Annotated in this window: 15 protein-coding genes; 6 read left to right on the top strand and 9 right to left on the bottom strand. The window is 72.8% G+C overall.

Features of this window, described 5'->3' with window-relative positions; translation table 11 throughout:
* Window positions 1-22 precede the first annotated feature (22 nt).
* The 6 genes from ACIBST_RS32135 to ACIBST_RS32110 form a co-directional block, all read right to left on the bottom strand.
* On the bottom strand, window positions 23-439 hold the full coding sequence (locus ACIBST_RS32135) for a VOC family protein (RefSeq protein ID WP_352352819.1): 417 nt from the start codon (window positions 437-439) through the stop codon (window positions 23-25).
* A gap of 20 nt (window positions 440-459) precedes the next feature.
* Window positions 460-903: a helix-turn-helix transcriptional regulator gene (locus ACIBST_RS32130; RefSeq protein ID WP_357987330.1), complete on the bottom strand. Its 444-nt coding sequence runs from the start codon at window positions 901-903 to the stop codon at window positions 460-462.
* A gap of 733 nt (window positions 904-1,636) precedes the next feature.
* Entirely contained in the window at window positions 1,637-1,831 is a 195-nt protein-coding gene (locus ACIBST_RS32125; RefSeq protein ID WP_352319311.1) for a hypothetical protein, read from the bottom strand.
* A 41-nt stretch (window positions 1,832-1,872) separates the two neighbouring features.
* Window positions 1,873-2,142 carry a WhiB family transcriptional regulator gene (locus ACIBST_RS32120; RefSeq protein WP_352319337.1) on the bottom strand — a complete coding sequence of 90 codons (270 nt, stop codon included), beginning with the start codon at window positions 2,140-2,142 and terminating at the stop codon, window positions 1,873-1,875.
* 549 nt (window positions 2,143-2,691) lie between these two features.
* On the bottom strand, window positions 2,692-3,561 hold the full coding sequence (locus tag ACIBST_RS32115; RefSeq protein WP_352352821.1) for an acyl-CoA thioesterase II: 870 nt from the start codon (window positions 3,559-3,561) through the stop codon (window positions 2,692-2,694).
* 156 nt (window positions 3,562-3,717) lie between these two features.
* Window positions 3,718-5,751 (bottom strand): ATP-dependent DNA helicase UvrD2, encoded by a 2,034-nt coding sequence (locus tag ACIBST_RS32110; RefSeq protein WP_397177154.1) that lies wholly within the window; start codon window positions 5,749-5,751, stop codon window positions 3,718-3,720.
* A gap of 154 nt (window positions 5,752-5,905) precedes the next feature.
* Between ACIBST_RS32110 and ACIBST_RS32105 the strand changes: the two genes are divergently transcribed.
* Together ACIBST_RS32105 and ACIBST_RS32100 are read left to right on the top strand one after the other, a co-directional pair.
* Window positions 5,906-6,802 (top strand): alpha/beta hydrolase, encoded by an 897-nt coding sequence (locus ACIBST_RS32105; protein ID WP_397177116.1) that lies wholly within the window; start codon window positions 5,906-5,908, stop codon window positions 6,800-6,802.
* A gap of 98 nt (window positions 6,803-6,900) precedes the next feature.
* The gene (locus tag ACIBST_RS32100; RefSeq protein WP_397177114.1) at window positions 6,901-7,149 is read left to right on the top strand and encodes a mycoredoxin; all 249 of its coding nucleotides are present in this window, start codon (window positions 6,901-6,903) and stop codon (window positions 7,147-7,149) included.
* Here ACIBST_RS32100 and nudC read toward each other — a convergent pair whose 3' ends face one another.
* The gene (gene nudC / locus ACIBST_RS32095; protein WP_397177112.1) at window positions 7,150-8,124 is read right to left on the bottom strand and encodes an NAD(+) diphosphatase; all 975 of its coding nucleotides are present in this window, start codon (window positions 8,122-8,124) and stop codon (window positions 7,150-7,152) included.
* Between the two features lie 145 nt (window positions 8,125-8,269).
* Here nudC and ACIBST_RS32090 point away from each other — a divergent pair, with 145 nt between their 5' ends.
* The 4 genes from ACIBST_RS32090 (at window position 8,270) to ACIBST_RS32075 (ending at window position 13,700) form a co-directional block, all read left to right on the top strand.
* Window positions 8,270-9,403: a siderophore biosynthesis protein gene (locus ACIBST_RS32090; protein ID WP_397177111.1), complete on the top strand. Its 1,134-nt coding sequence runs from the start codon at window positions 8,270-8,272 to the stop codon at window positions 9,401-9,403.
* Window positions 9,400-10,863 carry an IucA/IucC family protein gene (locus ACIBST_RS32085; protein WP_397177109.1) on the top strand — a complete coding sequence of 488 codons (1,464 nt, stop codon included), beginning with the start codon at window positions 9,400-9,402 and terminating at the stop codon, window positions 10,861-10,863. The genes ACIBST_RS32090 and ACIBST_RS32085 overlap by 4 nt, the downstream gene beginning before the upstream one ends.
* Entirely contained in the window at window positions 10,864-12,543 is a 1,680-nt protein-coding gene (locus tag ACIBST_RS32080) for an IucA/IucC family protein (RefSeq protein ID WP_397177107.1), read from the top strand.
* Window positions 12,544-12,647: 104 nt separating this feature from the next.
* Window positions 12,648-13,700, top strand: coding sequence for a type III PLP-dependent enzyme (locus tag ACIBST_RS32075; RefSeq protein WP_397177106.1), 1,053 nt, complete (start codon window positions 12,648-12,650; stop codon window positions 13,698-13,700).
* Here ACIBST_RS32075 and ACIBST_RS32070 read toward each other — a convergent pair.
* Together ACIBST_RS32070 and ACIBST_RS32065 are read right to left on the bottom strand one after the other, a co-directional pair.
* Window positions 13,689-16,949 (bottom strand): ATP-dependent helicase, encoded by a 3,261-nt coding sequence (locus ACIBST_RS32070; RefSeq protein WP_397177104.1) that lies wholly within the window; start codon window positions 16,947-16,949, stop codon window positions 13,689-13,691. The genes ACIBST_RS32075 and ACIBST_RS32070 overlap by 12 nt on opposite strands.
* Window positions 16,943-20,209: an ATP-dependent helicase gene (locus ACIBST_RS32065; protein WP_397177102.1), complete on the bottom strand. Its 3,267-nt coding sequence runs from the start codon at window positions 20,207-20,209 to the stop codon at window positions 16,943-16,945. The genes ACIBST_RS32070 and ACIBST_RS32065 overlap by 7 nt, the downstream gene beginning before the upstream one ends.
* Window positions 20,210-20,405: the final 196 nt, after the last annotated feature.

Genomic DNA, 20,405 nt, shown 5'->3' with positions numbered 1-20,405 from the left:
GGGGGGATGGTGCCGGGGTGGGTCAGGGGTGGCGTTCTTGGATGCGGATCAGGTTGCCGGAGGGGTCGCGGACGGCGCAGTCGCGGACGCCGTACGGCTGGTCCATCGGCTCCTGGACGATTTCGGCGCCGCTGGCCTTCAGGCGTTCGAAGGTGGCGTCGAGGTCGGTGGTGGCCAGGTTCACGCCGGCGTAGGTGCCCTTGGCCATCATTTCGGTGATGGTGCGGCGTTCGTCGTCGGTGATGCCGTAGCCGTTCGCGACCGGTGGTTGCAGGACGATGGAGGTGTCCGGCTGGCCGGCGGGGCCCACCGTGAGCCAGCGCATCCCCTTGTAGCCGACGTCGTTGCGTACCTCGAAGCCCAGGGCGTCACGGTAGAAGGCGAGGGAGGCTTCCGGGTCGGTGTGCGGGAGGAAGCTGGAGTGGATGGTGATGTCCATGGAAGTCACGCTAATTGGGGTCAGGTAAGCGCGGTCTCTCGGTTCCTGATGGGTCTGGTCACCTGTTTCGCCACGCACGACGGCATCCCCGCGGTCGCGCTCGCCGCACGACGACGGTAGACGCTCGGCGGCACGCCGACCAATTCGGTGAAGCGAGTGCTGAAGCTGCCCAGTGAGGAACAGCCGACCGCGAAGCAGACCTCGGTGACGCTCATGTCGCCGCGGCGCAGGAGCGCCATCGCGCGTTCGATGCGGCGGGTCATCAGGTAGCCGTACGGGGCTTCGCCGTACGCGCGGCGGAACTCGCGGCTGAGGTGGCCGGCTGACATGTTCACACCGCGGGCCAGCGCCTCGACGTCGAGCGGCTGGGCGTAGTCGCGGTCGATGCGGTCGCGGACGCGGCGCAGCAGGGCGAGGTCACGCAGGTGCTGCGCTTCGGCGGGTCTGCTGGTCACATGCGCCATCGTACGTCGGCCCGAGGTCGGCCGGGACCGCCGGCCACCCAGCTCACAACGCACTCTCCGCCCTCACGAGCCTTCGCGGAGGCGAGTCCGATATGCCGGAAAGAGCCGAGGCGCCGAGGACCAATGGGTGGAAGCGAGGTTCCCGGTCGCACAAGAAGGCCATCCAAGGTCCGGATTGGTGAATCAGGCTCAGATGGTGAATCAGGGAAGGAGACAGACGGCCAAGGCTCTCAATTCAGGCGGCACCCTGCAACGCAGGCTGCGCCGTGCATCGCAGGCTGCGCCGTGCATCGCAGGCGACCGGACCACAGCTCATTCGACAGAGCGCAAAGGTCGCCGCCCCGCAGCACATCGCGCTGTGCCCAGACGTCCCGCAGCTCGCCGGACGGAGCACGAAGGTCCCGCAGCTCACCTGGCCAAGCGGAGAAATCCCGCGCCCACTCCACGGAACGCAGAGGACTCGACAGCTCACCACGCTAAGAACAGACATCCCGCAACTACGCCGGACGGAGCGCAAAAGTCCCGCAGCCCCTGGACGACCGCAGAAGTTCCGCGACTCACCCCACAGAACGCAGACAACCCGCAGCTCAGCCCGCTGAACGCACAGATCCCGCAGCTCGTCCGACAGAACGCGGAGGTGCGGGCATGGGGAGAGCCGGGCGCTGGGTGCGCCCGGCTCTTCAGATGCAGGTGGGGATCAGGAGATCCTGCGCCGGCGGCAGGACCTCCTTGATCACACCTGCCGGCTCAGCGCCTTCCGCAAGCGGTCGTTGGCCCGCTTGACCTCGCGTCGCGCCCGCTGTACGCGGCTTACGCGCAGGATGAGACGCTGCTCCTCCGCTTCGCGGTGGAGAGTTTGTATTCGGTCGTTGACCAAGTCATGAAACAGATACGGCACGGCCAGGCTCCTGGTGGAAGAAGTGCTCATCGGTGTTCTTGTTCTCTCTCGTTCGTAGGGCGGGTGGATGGTCAGGCAGCGACCGGGTGCTTGCGGGGACGCCCGCGCGGACGCTTGCGGGGAACAACCGTTCCCCTGAGGATCAGTTCGCCGCCCCAGACTCCCCAGGGCTCCTCGCGCTCCAGCGCGCGGGCCAGGCAGGCCTGCTGGATCGGGCAGCCGCTGCAGAGAGCCTTGGCGAACTCGACGTCCTCGGGTGACTCTGCGAACCACAGGTCAGGGTCGGTACGACAGGGGATCTTGGCTTCGTCGATCAGGTCCATGATCGTCTTGGCCCCCATCTGCTTCTCCTTTTGATCGAGCTTTTTGATCTTGGTCGGGCACCTCGGAGGTGGTCGGGGATCGCGGAAAAACAAAGAGGCCGCGGATCCTGTGTGCGGATCCGCGGCCTGGGGGCTGCTATGTGCCGGTCAGGTTATGACCGGAGCATCCCTCCAGGGTTGCGGACCGCACAGTCCACCCTTGGTGAGCTGGTTGGTCGGGGCAGCGATACCTGCGCCATAGACAGGAACGCCTTGCGGAGCGGCGACACCCGCGTGAGCCCTCGCACGGACGGCGGGGGCCTGGATACGGGCAGACTTCTCCTGCCGCAGCTTGGCCGGCCCATCGGCGAGCCTCACCGAGTCACGGCACGCGGAGGCGAGCCACTGCGTGGCCGACATCTGGATGCTCATCACCGGGGCTCACCTCCACTCTCATCAGATCGTCGGAAACAGGAGTGTCCGACTCGCTTGTCCATGACCCTAAACCGGGAAGCCAGGAAGGGGCAACATATTTTCTACCTGCGATTTTGTGACACAACCACGGTGTCACAACGTGCTGCGAACCGACTACTTCGCCACGCGGATCATCGCCTCCTGGACGACGGAGACCACGAGCTCGCCCGACGCGGTGAACATCTCGCCGCGCGCGAGCCCCCGAGCCCCCGCCGACCAGGGGGCCTCCTGGGCGTACAGGAGCCAGTCGTCGGCGCGGAACGGGCGGTGGAACCACATCGCGTGGTCCAGGGACGCGCCGATCACGTTCGAGGCTCCCCAGGCCATCCCGTGGGCCAGCAGGATCGTGTCCACGAGCGTGAAGTCCGAGGCGTAGGCGGCCAGCACGACGTGCAGCAGCGGGTCGTCGGGCAGGTCGGCGTCGTAGCGGAACCACACGTTGGTCTGGGCGCTGCGCAGCTCGGGGTTCAGGTGCGCCTCCCACGTCAGGGGCGAGACGTAGCGGGCGTCCACGGGGCGCGGGCGCGAGAGCCACTCCCGCAGCTCGGGGTGGTCGCCCAGCACCTCCGACATCCTGTCCTGGAACGTCGGCAGCGTCTCGGGGGCGGGCACGACCGGCGCCACCGACGCCTGGTGCTCCACGCCCTCCTCGAAGATGTGGAACGAGGCCGACATCGTGAAGATCGCCTTGCCGTGCTGGACGGCGACGATCCGGCGGGTGGTGAACGACCGGCCGTCACGCAGGCGCTCGACGTTGTAGACGATGGGGATGGACGGGTCGCCCGGCCTGATGAAGTAGGCGTGCAGCGAATGGACGTGCCGGTCCTTGGGGACCGTGCGGCCGGCCGCCACGAGGGCCTGCGCGGCCACCTGGCCGCCGAAGACGCGCTGGATGCGCTCCTCCGGGCTTCGGCCCCGGAAGATGTCCAGCTCGATCTGCTCAAGGTCGAGCAGGTCGAGCAGCTCCTTCAGCGCCTCGTTCACAGGGCCCCCTCACAGACGAACATTCCATGGACAAGTCTGACGTGCCACGCCTGTTCCCCCAAACCCGCCCTGCCTTGCCGGAATGCCCCCGTCTCGTCGTTTCGCCCGGTGGGGAAGGGACTCACGCGCGCGGGGGCCGGCCGTACGTGAGGGATCTCACCCGCGGCACAGGCCGAGGACGGCCTCGCCGTAGCGGTCGACCTTGACCCGGCCGATGCCGGCGATCGACAGCAGCTCCTGCTCGGTGGCCGGCGCGCGTTCGGCGATGGCCTGGAGCGTGACGTCGGTGAAGACGACGTACGGCGGGATCTTGGCCTCCTTGGCGGTGGCCGTGCGCCAGACCTTGAGGCGTTCGAGCAGGGCCTCGTCGTAGTCGGCGGGGCAGGTCGCGCACCGGCCGAGCTTCTGCTCGGCCGCGGCCACCAGCGTCTTGGCGCACACCCGGCAGCTCACCGGCGCGGCGACCGTGCGGCGTTCGCCCGCCGGGGTCGTCACGCGGGGCGGTGTGGAGGCGCGGCCGGTGAGCCCGTCGAGGAAGCGGGAGGGACGGCGGCTCTTGCGCCCGCCGGGCGCGCGGGCCAGCGCCCAGGAGATCGACAGGTGCTCACGGGCGCGGGTGACGCCGACGTAGAGCAGCCGCCGCTCCTCCTCGATCTGCTCGGGGGTCTCGGCGTAGATGATCGGCAGCATGCCGTCGGTGACGCCGACCAGGAAGACCGCGTCCCACTCCAGGCCCTTGGCGGCGTGCAGCGAAGCCAGCGTGACGCCCTCCACCGGCGGCGCGTGCTGCTCGGAGGCACGGCGTTCCAGCTCGGCGACGAACGCGGGCAGGTCGGCGCCCTCGGCGGCCATGTCCTCGGCCAGGTCGGCCAGGGCCTTCAGCGACTCCCACTTCTCCCTGGCCTTGCCGCCGCCGGGCGGGGAGGGGGTCAGTCCGACCCCGGTCAGGATGTGGTGCACCTCCGAGGCGAGCGGCTCGCCCGCGGCCGACCGCGCGGCGCCGCGCAGCAGCACGACCGCCTGCCGCACCTCGGGACGCTCGAAGAACCGCTCCGCCCCGCGCAGCACGTACGGGATCTCGGCCTTGGACAGGGCCTCCTCGTAGGACTCCGACTGGGAGTTGACCCGGAACAGCACGGCGATCTCGCGCGAGGGCACCCCCTTGTCCAGCAGCTTCCTGATGGCCCGCGCGACGCCGGCGGCCTCGGCCGGCTCGTCGTCGTAGTCGGAGAAGACCGGTTTGGGGCCGTCGGGGCGCTGGGCGATGAGTTCGAGGCGGTTGGGGGTCTTGGACTTGGCGATGACCAGGTTGGCCAGGTTCACGACCTGCGGGGTGGAACGGTAGTCGCGGACCAGCCTGATGACCGCGGCCTTCGGGTGCTCGACGGCGAAGTTGGTGAGGTAGCGGGGGCTGGCGCCGGTGAACGAATAGATGGTCTGGTTGGGGTCGCCGACCACGCAGATGTCGTCCCGGCCGCCGAGCCAGGTGTCGAGCAGGAGCTTCTGGAGCGGGTTGACGTCCTGGAACTCGTCCACGACGAAGTAGCGGTACTGCTGGCGGATCTGGGCCGCGACCTCCTGGTGCTCGGTCATCACGGCGGCGGTCAGTTCGAGGATGGTCTCGAAGTCGACCAGGTGGCGTTCGCGGCGGATGCGCTCGTACGACTCGTACAGCCGGGCCACCTCCTCCGGCGAGCCGGGCGGCGTGCGGTGGTGCTTGGCGGCGGCGGCCACGTAGTCCTCGGGGCCGATCTGGGAGACCTTGGCCCATTCGACCTCGGCCGCGATGTCCCGCAGCTCGGACCGGTCGGGATTTTTCCGGATCTGGCGGCAGGCCTCGACCAGCACCGGCAACTTCGACTCGATGACCGAAGGGGCCTCGCCGCCGATCACCCGCGGCCAGAAGTAGGTGAGCTGGCGCAGGGCGGCCGCGTGGAACGTACGGGCCTGGACGCCCGGCGCCCCCAGCGCCCGCAGCCGCTGCCGCAGCTCCCCCGCCGCGCGGGTGGTGAACGTCACCGCGAGCACGCTGGGCGCGTCGACCACCCCGCTGCGCACGGCGTGGGCGATGCGGTGGGTGATCGCCCTGGTCTTGCCGGTGCCGGCGCCGGCGAGCACGCACACCGGGCCGCGCACCGCCTCGGCGACCTCCCGCTGTTCCGGGTCGAGGCCGCTGAGGACGTCATCCACGCTGTTCACCCGATCTTCCTCCCCGCAAGTGGCGCCGAAGCACTTTATTCTGGCAACATGCGGCCCGACGTATGTTCATAGTCACCGAGATGCAAAGGAATGGTCTCTTCCCCCACAATGGGGCCGACCATGCCGCATGGGGGAAAGGAAGGCCGTGCGAACAGCGGTTTTCGCGGGCGCGCTGGTGCTCGCTGCCGTGGCGCTCACACCAGCCGTCGCGTTCGCGGCCGAGCCGCCCGTCCCCGTGGTGACGAATCCCACAGACCCCGACGGCCTCGGCGGGCTGGCCACGGAGACCCTTTCCTACGGCCGCCAGCGCAACCAGGACATGGACGTGTGGTGGACGCCCGACGGCCAGAAGCGCCCCGGCGTCTTCCTGATCCACGGCGGCTGGTGGTCCGGCGGCGACAAGAAGTACATGAAGGAGATCACCCGTAGCTACGCCGACCTCGGGTACACGGTCTTCAACCTGAACTACCGCCTCTCCGGCGAGGCCGCCTGGCCGGCGCAGCGCACCGACGCGCTGGCCGCCATCGCCCTGGCCCGCAAGAACGCCGACCGCTGGGCCTTCGACGCGAGCAAGTACGTCGTGGTCGGCTTCTCGGCGGGCGGGCACATCGCCGCCTCGGTCGGCACGTACGGCAACGGCATCGCCGGGCTGAAGGGCGTGGTCGGGCTGTCGCCGATCATCTCGCCGCTGCGCGCGTACGCCGACGGCGAGAAGAGCGCCGACCACGACAAGCGCAAGCTGCGCGAGGCCGCGATCCGGCTGGCCGGCGGCTGCGAGCCCAAGGGCAAGTGCTCGCGCGTGTGGGCGAGCATGGAGGTGGCCTGGCACGCCAGCGCCAAGGACGCCCCGATGCTCACGGTGCACTCCGAGGACGAGTTCGTGCCGCCGTCGCAGAGCCAGCTGCTCAAGCAGATGCTCGGCCAGGTGGGCGTGCCGATGACGATCATGACGGCGCCGGGCACCAACCACAGCGCTCCCCTGTACCGGGAGCCGGGCGTGGCCGAGCGGGTGCAGGCCTGGATCGCCGAGCGCATCGGTTAGAGGGCCCAGGGCAGGGATTGGCGGGTAGGGATTAAGCGGGCGCCTCCGCGTTGTTGCACCGAGCGCCTGATTTCCTGACCTTGGAGGGACAACCCGACATGGCGCTCACGGTCTACAGCACTACCTGGTGCGGCCCCTGCAAGCGGCTGAAGTCTCAGCTCGCGCGCGAAGGCATCACGTTCAAAGAGGTCGACATCGAGCGCGACCCGGCCGCCGCCGAATTCGTCATGAGCGTCAACAACGGCAACCAGACCGTTCCGACCGTGGTGATCGAGACCGCCCACGGCCGGATCGTCCGGACGAACCCCTCCGCCCGTGAGGTCAAGGACCTGCTCGGCGCGGCCTGATCACCAGTCGCCGATGAGCTCGCCGCCGTACCAGGTCTCGATCAGGCGGCGGGCTATCGACACGGGGGGCGGCAGGCGCACCTCGCCCGTCCGGAGCGCGGCCACCAGCTCGTCGCGGGTGAACCAGCGGGCCTCGGCGATCTCGTCGGCGTCGGGGGTCAGCGCGGTCGTGGTGGCGTCGGCGAAGAAGCCGAGCATGAGGCTGCGCGGGAACGGCCAGGGCTGGCTGCCCAGGTAGCGCGGGTTGACGACGTTGACGCCGACCTCTTCGGCGACCTCGCGGACCACCGCGTACTCCAGGGACTCGCCCGGCTCCACGAAGCCCGCCAGGATCGACAGGCGCCCCTCGGGCCACTGGGGGCCGCGGGCCAGCAGGCAGCGGTCGTCCTCGTCCCTGATCAGCATGATGACCGCGGGGTCGACGCGCGGGAAGTGCTGGCTGGAGTCGTTCGGGCACACCCGGACGTGGCCGCCGGCCTGCACCGCCGTACGGGCGCCGCAACGGGGGCAGAACTGGTGGGTGGCGTGCCAGGCCTCCAGCGCCACCGCGTGGACCAGCAGGCCCGCGTCGCGGTCGCCGAGCAGCCCGCCCACCTGGCGCAGGCCCGCCGGCACCGGACGGCCCTCGGGGGTGTCCTTCAGGCTCATCGGCATCGTCACCCGGCCGTTGAGGTCGGCGACCGGCGCGCCGGGCAGCGGCGCGGCCACCGCGAAGTAGGCGGTGCCGCCCTCGACGCCGAGCAGGTAGCGCTCGCCCGGCGGCGCCTCGGCGGAGGTGTAGAGCACCGCGTGCACCTCGTCGCCCGCCCGCCGCACCAGAGTGTGGCCGTTGTCGATCACCAGCACCCTGGTCCCGGGGTCGGCCCACGCCTTCTCCAGCCATCTGTCGTCGGCACGCAGCGCCGACGATCTGTCGATGGTCCCCCGTGCCAGGAGCAGTGGGCCTATGAGTTGCTCTTCCGCGGTCTTTTCCACTGGCCGCCCCTCCCCAAGTTCCTTGTCATCCTATGACCTCGCAGTTAGCCGCCGATTAGGGTGTGCGGGCACCGCGGCGATCATTCTCGGGCTAAGATCATCGAGTTAGGTTAGCCTTACCTGATTCTTCGGGGGTGCCTTCGCGTTGCGGCTCTACCTGACCGCGCTCAAGCCGACGGACTCGGTGACGCACGGCTTCCTGCCCGCGGCGCGGGCCCTCGGGTGCGAGGTGACCGTCCTGACCGACCGGCCGGAGCAGCACCCCGGCTCGGTGCGGTGCGACGTGCGCGACCCGCGCGCCCTGATCGACGCGGTCGAGCACCTGGGCAGGCCCGACGCGATCTTCTCCAACTCCGACCACCTCCAGGCGGAGACCGCCCTCGCGGCGGCGTACTTCGGGCTTCCGGGCAAGGACTGGCGGGCCTGTCTGGCCGCCAAGAACAAGTTCCTGACGCGCCGCGCGCTCGCCGCGGCCGGCGTCGAGACGGTGCGGTCCCTGCGGCTCGCGCCCGCCGATCCGGTGCCCGAGCGCCTCCCCAGCGCCGTGGTGCTGAAGCCCCGCGAGGGGGTGGCCAGCGAGGACGTCGTGCTGGTCGAGGACGACCTCCCCCGCGCGGTGGCCGCGGCCAGGCGGCGGCGTCCGGGCGAGACGCTGGTCGTGGAGGAGTACCTCGAAGGGCCGCTGCGCACCCTGGAGACCCTCGGGGACGGCTCGGCGACGCGGGTGCTGGGCGGCTTCGCGACCACGCTGGGCCCGCTGCCGCACTTTGTGGAGGAGCGGCTCGACTGGGCGCCCGCCGCCGACGCCCACGTGCTGGCCGCGCTGCGCGCCCTCGGGGTGGGCTTCGGCGCCTGCCACACCGAGTACGTCCTGACGCCCGCAGGCCCGCGGATCGTCGAGGTGAACTACCGGGCGATCGGCGACCACTGCGACTTCCTGCTGGCCGACGTGCTGGGCGTGCCGCTGTTCGAGTGGATCCTGCGCGTCCACCTCGGGGAGCCGGCGCCCGAGCCGCCGCTTCCGTCCCGGCACGGCTGCGCGGTCAGCGTGGTCGCCGACCGGCCGGGCGTCGTCAAGGAGGGGCCGCCGGAGGAGGACGTCGAGGACGGCGGCGTACGGCTGTGGCACCGGCCGCTGCGGGCCGCCGGGGACGTCATCGAGCTGACCCACACGAACCGGGACTACCTGGGCGTCATCCGGGCCGTGGGACCGGACCGGGCCCGCGTGGACGCCGCCGTCGAGCGGTACCGGGCGGCCCGGCCGTGGGTGGTCGGGTGAGGTCGCGGGAGGCGTACCTGGCCGCCCGGGTGCTGGACGCGCTGGTCCGCGAGGACTACGGCGGGCTGGCCGCCCGTCTCGACCGGACCAGCGCCGGGGCCGGGCTGCTGCTGGCCGACGGGCGGTGGGTCCGGATGGTCCCCGGGTCGCCGTTCCAGGACTTCGTGGTGGCGCCGGACGAGCGGCTGGGGCTGGAGCAGGTGCTGGAGACGCTCGTGGAGGTGTCCGACGCGGCCGACGCCGAAGGGGTGGCGGCCTTCTTCGACGAGTGCCTGACCGCCCTGTCCGCGCTGGAACTGCACGACGCGCACGCCGAGGAGGTGCTGCGGCGCGGGCCGACGTACGAGTCGCTGGCGGCCTTCGCCGACCACCCGGTCTACCCCACCTCGCGGGCCAGGATCGGCGCCTGCGACCGCGACCTGCTGGCGTACGCGCCGGAGTTCGCGCCCTCGTTCGCGCTGCGATGGGCGGTCGTCCCCCATGCGGCCGCCGAGCTGCCCGCGGACGTGCCGAGACCGGCGGGCGAGGGCGTGCTGTTCCCGGTGCACCCGATGGCCGTCGGCGAGGTGCGGAAGATCGACGGGGTCCGGGTGCTGGAGGAGGAGGCGGTCACCGTACGGCCCACCCTGTCCATGCGGACCGTCGAGGTGGGGCCGCGCACGCACCTCAAGCTGCCGCTGCCGGTGAGCACGCTCGGCGTGCGCAACCGGCGCTCGATCAGGGCGGGCACCCTGGACGACGGCGCGCGGGCCGAGCTGCTGCTGCGCCGGCTCGCCGATCCCGGCGTGCTCCTGGCCGACGAGCAGACCTACGCGCACGCGGGCCACGAGTACCTGGCGTGGATGGTCCGGCGGCTGCCGGAGGGCCGGATCGTCCCGGTCGCGGCGCTGGCGGTGCCCGGCGTGCTGGACGGCCTCGGCCCGGACGTGCTGCCCCGCTACCTGCGCCTGCTGCTGCGCTGGAACGTGCGGCTGTTCGTCCGGTACGGCGTCGCGCTGGAGGCCCACCAGCAGAACCTGGCCCTCGTCCTGCGGGACGGCGACCTGCGGCTGCTGGTCAAGGACAACGACGGCCTGCTGGCCTCGCCGTCGAGGCTGGTGGCGGCCGGGATCGACGTGCCGGCCTTCTCCGACCGGCGCATGCTCACCGACGACCCGCACGCGCTGGCCGACGTGTTCGTCACGATCACGCTGCACCTGGCCGCCGCGGCGGTGGCGTTCGCCGTGCTGCCGCCGGCGCGGGCGGCGGCCCTGGTGCGCGGCACGCTCGCCGAGGCGCTCGACGAGCACGGCGACCACCCCATGGCCCGGCTCCTGCGCGCCAGGACGCTCGACGCGGCCAGGCTCACCGGCAAGTCCATGGTCACCGCCGGGACGCTCGTGGCCAAGGAACGGTCCGGGGCGCGGGACGTGAACAAGTTCTACGGCATCACCGGGCCCAACTACCTGAGGAGAGCGTGAATGGACGTCCTGGCCATCGGGGCGCCGGCCGAGGAGGCGACGCTGGCGGCCCTGCTGCGGTGCTGCGTGCGCGAGGTGGCCGGGCCGAGGGGGCTGGTCTGGCCGGCGCCGCCGTACGTGCTGCTGCGGGTGGCGGGGACGCTGCTGCGCGCCCGTACGCACGGTGGAGCCGCGCTGCGCCTCGACGGGCCTCCGGAACGCCTGGAGGGCGGCTCCTGGCAGCCGCTGACGGTCGCCGAGCTGGTCCGGCTGGCCGAGGCCGACCTGACCACCTTGAACCTGACCGCCCTCGCCGACCCGGCCGACCTGACCGACCTCGCCGATCCGGCCGACCCGACCGACCTCGCCGATCCGGCCGGCCTCGCCGGCCTCGCCGACCGGCGGGACGAGCGGGCGCGCCAGGGCCCGGGAGCCGGCGCGGCGCACCTCTCCGTCGAGCCCAACGGCGAGTTCGCCCGGCAGGTGGCCGCCAGCAGGGACGCCATCGCGGCGATCCTGGCGGCCAGGGCGCGGGCCGAGCCGCCCGCCGACCCCTGGCTGGCCTCGGAGCAGGCGCTCGTGCACGGGCACCCGTTCCACCCCACCCCCAAGGCCCGCGACGGCGCGGACTGGCTGCGCTACGCCCCCGAGGCCCACGCCGCCTTCCCGCTGCGGCTGCTCGCGGTACGCGACGACGCGCTGGCCGAGGAGGGCGACCTGACGGCCCTGGACGCGCTCGGCCCGGCGCCCGCCGGGCACCGGCTGCTGCCCGCCCATCCGTGGCAGCTCGCCCTGCTGCGTCCGGCTCTCGGCGCCGAGCTGGCCGATCTCGGGCCGGGGCCGCTCGCGGTGCCGACCTCGTCGGTGCGGACCGTGTACGTCCCGGACGCCGAGGTGTGCCTGAAGTTCTCCCTGGACGTCCGGATCACGAACTGCGTGCGCAAGAACGCCTGGTACGAGCTGGCCGGGGCGGTCGAGCTCACCTCCCGGCTGGCCCCGCTGATCGCCGAGGTCGCGGCGCGGCACCCGGCCGTCCGCTGGCTGCCCGAGCCCGGCTACCGCACGGCGCTCGGGCAGCGCGAGGGCCTGGGCGTGATCGTCCGGGCGAGCCCGTGGACGGTCTGCGACCCCGGCGTCACCCCGGTCCTGGCCGCCGCCCTCGCCCTGGACGCCGCCCCGGCCGACCCCCTGGCCTGGTGGACGGCGTACGTGTCGGCGGTCGCGCTGCCGGTCGTGGACCTGTACGTCCGCCACGGCGTCGTCCTGGAAGCCCACCTGCAGAACGTGCTCGTCGGCCTGGACGCCGCCGGCCGGCCCGTCCGGGCGATCTTCCGCGACCTGGAGGGCGTCAAGCTCGTCGCGGGCCGTCACGACCTGGGCGGGCTGCACCCGGCCGTGGCCGCCGCGCTCACCCACGACCCGGCGCGGGGCTGGGCGCGCGTCGTCTACTGCCTGTTCGTCAACCACCTCACCGAGATCGCCGCCACCCTGGCGGGCCCCGACGACGAGCTGCTGCGCGCGTTGTGGCGGGCCGCCCGCGACCTGCTCGCCCGCCAGGCCGCCGAGCTCGGGCAGCCGCTCCCGCTGCGCGACCTGCTGGCCGGGGCGCCGCTGCCCGCCAAGGCGAACCTGCGCGTGCGGTGGGCCAGGGCGGCCGACCGCAACGCCGGTTACGTCCCGATCGCGAACCCACTCGCGTGAACCGCGTCCCGGAGGTCGAACCCGCTCGCGTGAACCACGTTTCGGAGCCCGAACTCGCTCGCGGGAACCGCGTCACAGAGCCTGAACCTGCTCGCGGGAACCGTGTGCTGGAGGTCGCTGCCCGGCTGCCGGCGCTGCCCGCCTACCTCTACGACCTGCCCGCGCTCGACGAGCACGTCGCGTCGGTGCGCGCGGCGCTGGGCGAGGTGGAGCTGTACTACGCGGTCAAGGCCAACCCCGACGCCGAGCTGCTGCGGGTGCTGGCCCGGCACGTGGACGGGTTCGAGGTGTCGTCGGCGGGCGAGCACGCGCACGTCTCCGCGCTGTTCCCGGGCGCGCGGCTGGCGCTCGGCGGGCCCGGCAAGACCGACGCCGAGCTGCGGCTGCCGCACCACCGCCTGCACGTGGAGTCGCCGTACGAGCTGCGCCGCCTGCTCGCGACCGGGCTGGAGGCGGACGTGCTGCTGCGGGCCAACCCGGACCTGCCGGTCGAGGGGGCCGCGCTCACGATGGACGGCCCCTTCGGCATGGACGAGGCGGCCCTGGCCGAGTGCCTGCCGCTGTTCACCGGCCGCGTACGGCTGCGCGGCCTGCACGCCCACCTGGCCAGCGGCCTGGACGCCGCCCAGCTCCTCCGGCTGGCCGGGGCACTGCTGGAGACCGGGCATCCGGAGGTCAATCTGGGCGGGGGCATGGCGGTGTCGTACACGTCGGGTGAACGCTTCGACTGGGCGGCCTACGGCGAGGGCCTGGCCGCGCTGCGGGCGGGGCGGCGGCTGCGGGTCGAGCCGGGCAGGTCGCTCACCGCCTACTGCGGCCACTATGTCACCGAGGTCGTGGACGTGAAGCGGGTGCGCGGCCAGGCGTACGCGATCGTCCTGGGCGGGACGCACCACCTGCGGACGCCGGTGGCCAAGGGCCACGACCAGCCGTTCACGATCCTGCCGACGGGCGACGGGCCGGGGGTCGCCGGCGAGCCCGTGACCTTCGTCGGCCAGCTCTGCACCCCCAAGGACGTCTTCGCCCGGAACATCGTGACGTCAGTGCGGGCAGGGGACAAGGTGGTGTTCGGCATGGCCGGGGCCTACGCCTGGAACATCTCCCACCACGACTTCCTCATGCACCCCCGCCCCGCCTTCCACCACCTAGGACTCTGAGGCGGGGACACCCTCGACGAGCGCGACCAGCCCGTCGGCGTCGAGCAGGTTGACCGGCCGGACGGTCCTGTTGGCCCGGACGTAGTGGAAGGCCGCGCCCACCTTCTCCAGCGGCACCCCGGCCAGGTGCGACCACGCCAGCCGGTAGGCGGCGAGCTGCACCGAGGCCGTGCGGGCCGCCTTCCCCCTGGGCGGGACGCCGGTCTTCCAGTCGACCACCTCGTAGCCGCCGTCGGGCAGCTCGAAGACGGCGTCCATGCGCCCGCGCACGAGCCGGTCGGCGATCATGGTCTCGAACGGCACCTCCAGGTCGACCGGCCGCCGGTCGGCCCACTCGCTCTCCTCGAACCGCTCCTGGAGCTCGGCCAGCCGCACGTCGGCCTCCTCCAGCTCCTCCAGCGGGTCGAGGTCGAAGTCGTCGATCAGCCGCTGCTGGTCCCACCGGCTCTCCAGCCACTTGTGGAACGACGTGCCCCGGCGGGCCAGCGGCGCGGGCTTGCGCGGCACCGGACGGCGGATCCTGCGGGCCAGCTCGGCCGGGTCGGTGGCCAGCGTGACCAGCGACGACACGGTCAGCTTGGCCGGCAGCTCGACGACGGTCGCCGGTCTGCGCCGGTTCAGCTCGCGCTCGCGCAGCAGCAGGTCGGTGTCGCGCTCCCAGGCGCGCAGGCGCTCCTCCTCGAACGGGCGCAGCGGCTCGTCGTCCTCGTCGGCCAGGTTGCCGGCCAGGGCGTCCTCGACCAGCCGGGCGCCGTCGAGCACCGACTCGTAGCGCAGGCCCTCGGGGGTGACCGGCCAGACGGCCTCGGCCGGCTCGGCGAGCAGCGGGTTCGTCGCGCCCTCGGCCAGGTCGCCGGCCCAGTAGGACACCCGGTCGGCCGTGTCGCGGATCTCCAGCAGGAACTCCGACGGCTCCAGCGGCTTGGTCGCGCTCCCCCAGCGGTAGCCGGAGGCGATGAGGTGGTAGTGGGCCCGGGTGACGGCGACGTACGCCAGCCGCCGCTCCTCCATCAGGTCGCGCTCACGGCACTGCTCGTCGAACGCGGCCAGCTCGTCCTTGCTCAGGCCGCCCAGCCGGGGCAGGTCGGCGGCGTCGCCGCGCAGCGGGTAGGGCAGCTTGCGCGGATTGTCGGTCCAGCGGCTGTTCATCACCGGCGTGGCCGGGAACACGCTGCCTGTCGCGACCGTGCCCTTCGAGCTGAGGAGCTGCGACAGGCCGGGCACGACCACGACCGGCCACTCCAGCCCCTTGGACGCGTGGACGGTCATCAGCTTGACGCTGTTGCTCTCGCCGACCCGGCCCGCCTCCAGCCCGAACTCCTCGCTCTCGGCCGCCTGGAGGTAGGCCAGGAACGCGCCCAGCGTCGGGTCCTCGGCGTCGCCGGCGAACCTGGCGGCCGCGTCGATGAAGGCGTCGAGATCGGCCCGCGCGGCGAACGCCCCGGCCGTGCCGCTGCGGGCGGCCACCTCGATGTCCAGGCCGAGCCGGCGTTCGATCTCGGTGACCAGGTCGGGCAGCGGCTGGGCGGTGTGGCCGCGCAGGCTGCGCAGCTCCTGGGCGAGCGCGACCAGCCGGGTGCGGGCCAGCGGCGAGAACGACTCCAGCCACTCGGGCCGGTCGGGCAGCTCGTCGAGCGCGTCGACCAGGCTGCCGCGCTCCTCGGCCAGGTCGGCGACCACCTGGTCGAGCGGGTCGTCGGCGCGGTGGCTCTCGCTCAGCTCGCGGGCCAGCTCCCTGGCGTGCTCCCCCAGCACCCGCAGGTCGGCCGGCCCGACCCGCCAGCGCGGCCCGGCCAGCAGCCTGGCCAGCGCGTCGCCGGCGGTGGCGTCGTAGAGCACGCGCAGGGTCGCCACGATGTCGCTGACCTCGGGCACGGTCAGCAGGCCGCCCAGCCCGACCACCTCGACCGGGATGTCGCGGTCCTCCAGCGCCTTGCGCAGCGCGGGGAACTGCGAGCGCTTGCGGGCCAGGATCGCGACGTCCTGGGGCTGGAGGGCGAGGGTCTTCTTGCGTTCCTTCTCGCCCCAGGGCAGGCCGTCGGGGGCGGTCTCCTGGCCGAGGATCCTGGCCACGCCGTCGGCGATCCACTTCGCCTCGTCCTCGGCGGTCTCGTGGAAGGCGCAGGTGACGCGGCCGCGTTCGACCCGGTTGGGGCCCGGCACCAGCACGGGCACCTCGCGGGCCTCCATGCGCAGCGGGAGCTGGACGCGGGCGGCGACGTCGAGCACCCGGTCGCCGTTGCGGAAGCTGACGCTGAGCTGGCGGACCGGCGCCTCCTCACCGGCGCGGGTGCGGAAGTCGCGGGGGAAGCGGCGCAGGTTGCCGGCCGAGGCGCCGCGCCAGCCGTAGATGGACTGGCAGGGGTCGCCGACGGCGGTGACCGGATGGCCGCCGCCGTAGAGCGAGCGCAGCAGGACGAGCTGGGCGTGGCTGGTGTCCTGGTACTCGTCGAGCAGGACCACGGAGTAGCGGGACCGTTCGATCTCGCCCACTTCCTTGTGGTTGGCGGCGATCCGGGCGGCCAGCGACATCTGGTCGCCGTAGTCGATGACCTCGCGGCGGCGCTTGAGCCGTTCGTACGCCTCCACCAGCGGCAGCAGTTGCTCCCTGGCCGCGTGCACGCCGACCGGCTTGCGCTGCGCCGCGGTCGTGCGGCCGGGCAGCGCGGCCAGCCGGGCCTCCAGCCACTCCCCCACCCGCCGGACGTCGGCGGGCCCGCGCAGGTGCTCCGACAGCTCGCCGGCCAGTTCGAGCAGGGCGGCGGTGACGGAGGGCGGGCCCAGCTCGATCTTGTCCATCGGCCCGTCGTACAGGGCCACCACGCGCGAGGCGAGCTGCCACGACACCGCCGGGGTGACCAGGCGCATGGTGGGTTCGAGCGCCTCGCGCAGGGCGTGGTCGGTGACCAGGCGGGCGGCGTAGGCGTGGTAGGTGGAGACGGTCGGCTCGTTGTCGAGCGCGCCGGGCGCGACCAGGCCCGCCTCGGCGAGCCCGGTCAGGCGTTCCCTGACCCGGACGGCCAGCTCGGCCGCGGCCTTGCGGGTGAACGTCAGCCCCAGCACGTTCTCCGGTTTGACCAGGCCGTTGGCCACCAGCCAGACCACCCGCCCGGCCATCGTCTCGCTCTTGCCCGAGCCCGCGCCCGCCATGACGACCATCGGTTCGAGCGGCGCCTCGATGACCGCGGCCTGCTCGCTCGTCGGCGGCAGGATGCCGAGCTTGTCGGCCAGTTCGACCGGGTTCAGCACACCTGGCCCCCGTTGTCGTTGACCGGGCAGCTCGCCCGCGCCGCGCACGTGCGGCAGCCGTCGTTCACCTTGGCCTGGAAGAACGGGCCCGACATGCCCGTGGCGACGGTGTCGACCAGGTCGCCGGCCCAGCCGGGGTTCTTGTCGTCGGCCAGCGCGCCCTGCCGCTGCTCGGTGGCGGCGTTCTTGCCGGCCGCCTTGCCGAGCTGGACCAGCGCGGCGCCGCCGGGCTCGGTCATGCCGTGCCGGGCGAACGCGCCCAGCAGCGCGGCGAGCTGGTAGACGCCGAGCTGCGGATGGCGGTCGAGCTCTCCCGCCTTGGGCTTGGAGCCGCCGGTCTTCAGGTCGATGATCACCGCGCGGCCGTCGTCGTCGCGCTCGACCCGGTCGACCCGGCCCTTGATCTGCACGCCCTCGGAGACCGTGGCGACGAACGACTCCTCGATGGCGACCAGCTCGCGCGGGTTGTCCTTCTGCCAGCGCAGGAACTTGCCGATCATCTGCTCGGCGACCTGGCGCTGCTTGCGGTTGTACCAGACGCCGCCGAAGTCGAGCTCGTTCCAGACCTGGTCGAGCCGGTCGCCCAGGGCGTCCTCGCCGGGCAGGTCGGTGGCGGCCAGCATGGCCAGCGCGTGGATGACGTTGCCGAGGCCCTGGGCGGTGCTGGTGCCCGCGGCGCCGACCGCCGTCTCCAGGAGCCAGCGCAGGCCGCACTTGGTGAAGCTCTCGACCGCGGACGGGGAGATGTTGACGATGTCGTCCGGCCAGCTCAGCGGGCGGTCGTCGGTGATGGGGGTGAGGGCGTACCAGTCGTTGGGGTGGGCGCCCTGGACCCCGGCGGCGGCCAGGCGGGCGAGCTGCCGCGCGGCGCGCTGCCGGAGCTTGGCCGGTTTGGTGGGGTCGGTCACCGCGCTGCGCAGGTCGGCCACCAGCGCCGACATGGTCAGCCAGCGCGCCCGGTCGTCGACCGTGGCCGACTCGACCTCGCCCGGCATCAGCTCCGACAGGAACCGGGAGGGCCGCTCGTCGGTGTCCTCGCCGCCGACCGCCGTGACCACCAGCCGCCGCCTGGCCCGCGTGGCCGCGACGTAGAACAGCCGCCGCTCCTCGGCCAGCAGCTTGGAGGCCAGCGACGCGGCGCTCGGCTCGGCGCCCTCGACCACCTCCACCAGGTCGTCGGCGCCCAGCAACGACCCGCGCAGCCGCAGGTCGGGCCAGACCCCCTCCTGGACGCCCGCCACGACCACGATGTCCCATTCCAGGCCCTTGGAACGGTGGGCCGTGAGCACCCGCACGGCGTCGCCGTCGGGCGCGCGGTCGGCCAGCGTGTCGCCCGGGATCTCCTGGGCGGCCAGGTTGTCGAGGAACACCTCGGGGCCCGCCTTGGGCATGCGGTCGACGAACTTGGCGGCGTGGTCGAACAGCGCCACCACCGCGTCGAGGTCGCGGTCGGCCTGCGCGCCGCGGGAGCCGCCGGACAGGCTCTGGTCGGTCCAGCGCCCGCCCAGGCCGCTGGCGTGCCACACGGCCCACAGGAGGTCTTCGGCGGTGCCCTCCTGCGCGGCGGCCTCGCGGGCGGCGGCGAGCAGCTTGGCGACGCGTTCGGCGGGGAGGGCGACGTGCGGCTCGACGCGGGTGAGCTCGCGGGCGTCCTGGATCGCCGCCACCAGCAGCTCGCCGGACGACCGCGCCCCGGTCTTCCCGGCGACCGGCTCCTCCGCGACCGGCTCCTCCGCGACCGCCCCCTCTCCCGCGACCGGCTCCTCCGCGGTGGCCGGCTTTTCCGCGACCGGCTCCTCTTCGGCGGCCGGCTCCTCCGCGACCGGCTCCTCTTCGGTGGCCGGCTTCTCCTCGGCGGCCATGGCCTCGTTCTCGGCTATCTTGAGCGCCCGGCGCAGGCGGCGCACGCCGATCATGTCCGTGCCGCCGAGCGGGCCCGTCAGCAGTTCCTCGGCCACCCCCTCGTCGAGCTGCGCCGGATCGAGCGCCACCCGCAGCATCGTGAGCAGCGGCCGCACCCCCGGCTCCTGGGCGATCGGCACCTCGTCGCCGGCGATCATCGTCGGCACCCCGGCGTTGACCAGCGCCCGCCGCAGCAGCGGCACCTGGCGCTTGGCCGAGCGCACCAGCACCGCCATGCGGTGCCAGGGCACCCCCTCGATCAGGTGCGCCCGCCGCAGCGTGTCGGCGACGATCGCGGCCTCCTGGCTGGTGCTGTCGGCCAGCAGGACGCGCACGTCGCCGGTCTCGACGCCGGCCGCCGGGACCAGGTCGCGGTGGCCGTGCCGCTGGTCGTGGTCGGGGGCCGGGGCGATCGGGAGGCGGGCGGCGACCCGGCGCGAGGCCTCCAGCAGGTCGGCCCCGCTCCTGCGGCACACGCGCAGCGCCACCACCGGCGCCTCGCGCCCGTCGAGCGTCCTGAACCGCTCGGGGAACTTCATGATCCCCTGGACGTCGGCGCCCCGGAACCCGTAGATCGACTGGTCGGGGTCGCCCACCGCGACGAGGTCGCGCCCGTCGCCGGCGAGCTGGTCGAGCAGGTACTCCTGGGCGGGGTCGGTGTCCTGGTACTCGTCGACGAACACCACGTCGTGGGCGGCCCGCTCGCGCTCGCGCACCTCGGGCCTGGTCAGCAGCGCCGAGGCGGCCCCGATCAGCTCGGCGTAGTCGTAGGTCTCCTCGGGGTCGAGGTCGAAGCGGTCCTGGTAGCGCTGGTAGAACCGGCCGGTGGCGATCCAGTCGCTCCTGCCGTGCAGCCGGCCGAGCGCGACCAGCCGCTCGCCGTCGAGGCCGCGCTCGGCGGCCCTGGACAGGAAGTCGCGCACCTCCTCGGCGAAGCCGCGGGTCTTGAGCGCCTCGCGCAGCGACGGCGGCCAGTCGAGCGCGCCGTTCTCCAGCTCGCCGTGGAGCAGCCGGCGGATCTCCAGAAGCTGCTCGGGGCCGGTCAGCAGGCGCGGCGGCGCCTTGCCCTCCAGCACGGACTCGCGGCGCAGGAGCGCGTAGGCGTAGGAGTGGAAGGTCAGCGCCAGGGGCGAGCGGGTGGTGCGCCGCAGCCGCCCGGTGACGCGCTGCCGCAGCTCCTCGGCCGCCTTGCGGCTGAAGGTGAGGATGAGCACCCGTTCGGGGTCGGCCCCGCGCCGTTCGATACGCTCGACCACGCTCTCGACGATCGTCGTCGTCTTGCCCGTGCCGGGCCCCGCGAGGACGAGGAGCGGGCCGCTCCGGTGCTCGACCACGGCACGCTGGTGTTCATCCAGCACTGGAGGCTCAACAGGGCCTCCGCTGCCACGCCGCACCAACCGCCAGGTCTGACCACTCACAGCACTAGATTCCACCAGACCACACGGACAGATCGTGCCGACTTACCCGGTCTCCCCCGCGATCCGCCTACGGTATCGAGGCAAATATCCGAATATCGTGCGACACGCCGAAGCCCCGGTTTCGCCGTGAGCGTCG

It is taken from the genome of Nonomuraea sp. NPDC049684, assembly GCF_044465345.1.
GTDB lineage: Bacteria > Actinomycetota > Actinomycetes > Streptosporangiales > Streptosporangiaceae > Nonomuraea.
The sequence above is the reverse complement of the archived record's forward strand: the minus strand, read 5'-3'. Positions and strand labels throughout refer to the sequence as shown.

Coding starts and splice junctions, on each gene's coding strand:
- ACIBST_RS32080 (WP_397177107.1), top strand. CDS start 10,864: ATGGACGTCCTGGCCATCGGGGCGCCGGCCGAGGAGGCGACGCTGGCG.
- ACIBST_RS32100 (WP_397177114.1), top strand. CDS start 6,901: ATGGCGCTCACGGTCTACAGCACTACCTGGTGCGGCCCCTGCAAGCGG.
- ACIBST_RS32135 (WP_352352819.1), bottom strand. CDS start 439: ATGGACATCACCATCCACTCCAGCTTCCTCCCGCACACCGACCCGGAA.
- ACIBST_RS32130 (WP_357987330.1), bottom strand. CDS start 903: ATGGCGCATGTGACCAGCAGACCCGCCGAAGCGCAGCACCTGCGTGAC.
- ACIBST_RS32125 (WP_352319311.1), bottom strand. CDS start 1,831: ATGAGCACTTCTTCCACCAGGAGCCTGGCCGTGCCGTATCTGTTTCAT.
- ACIBST_RS32120 (WP_352319337.1), bottom strand. CDS start 2,142: ATGGGGGCCAAGACGATCATGGACCTGATCGACGAAGCCAAGATCCCC.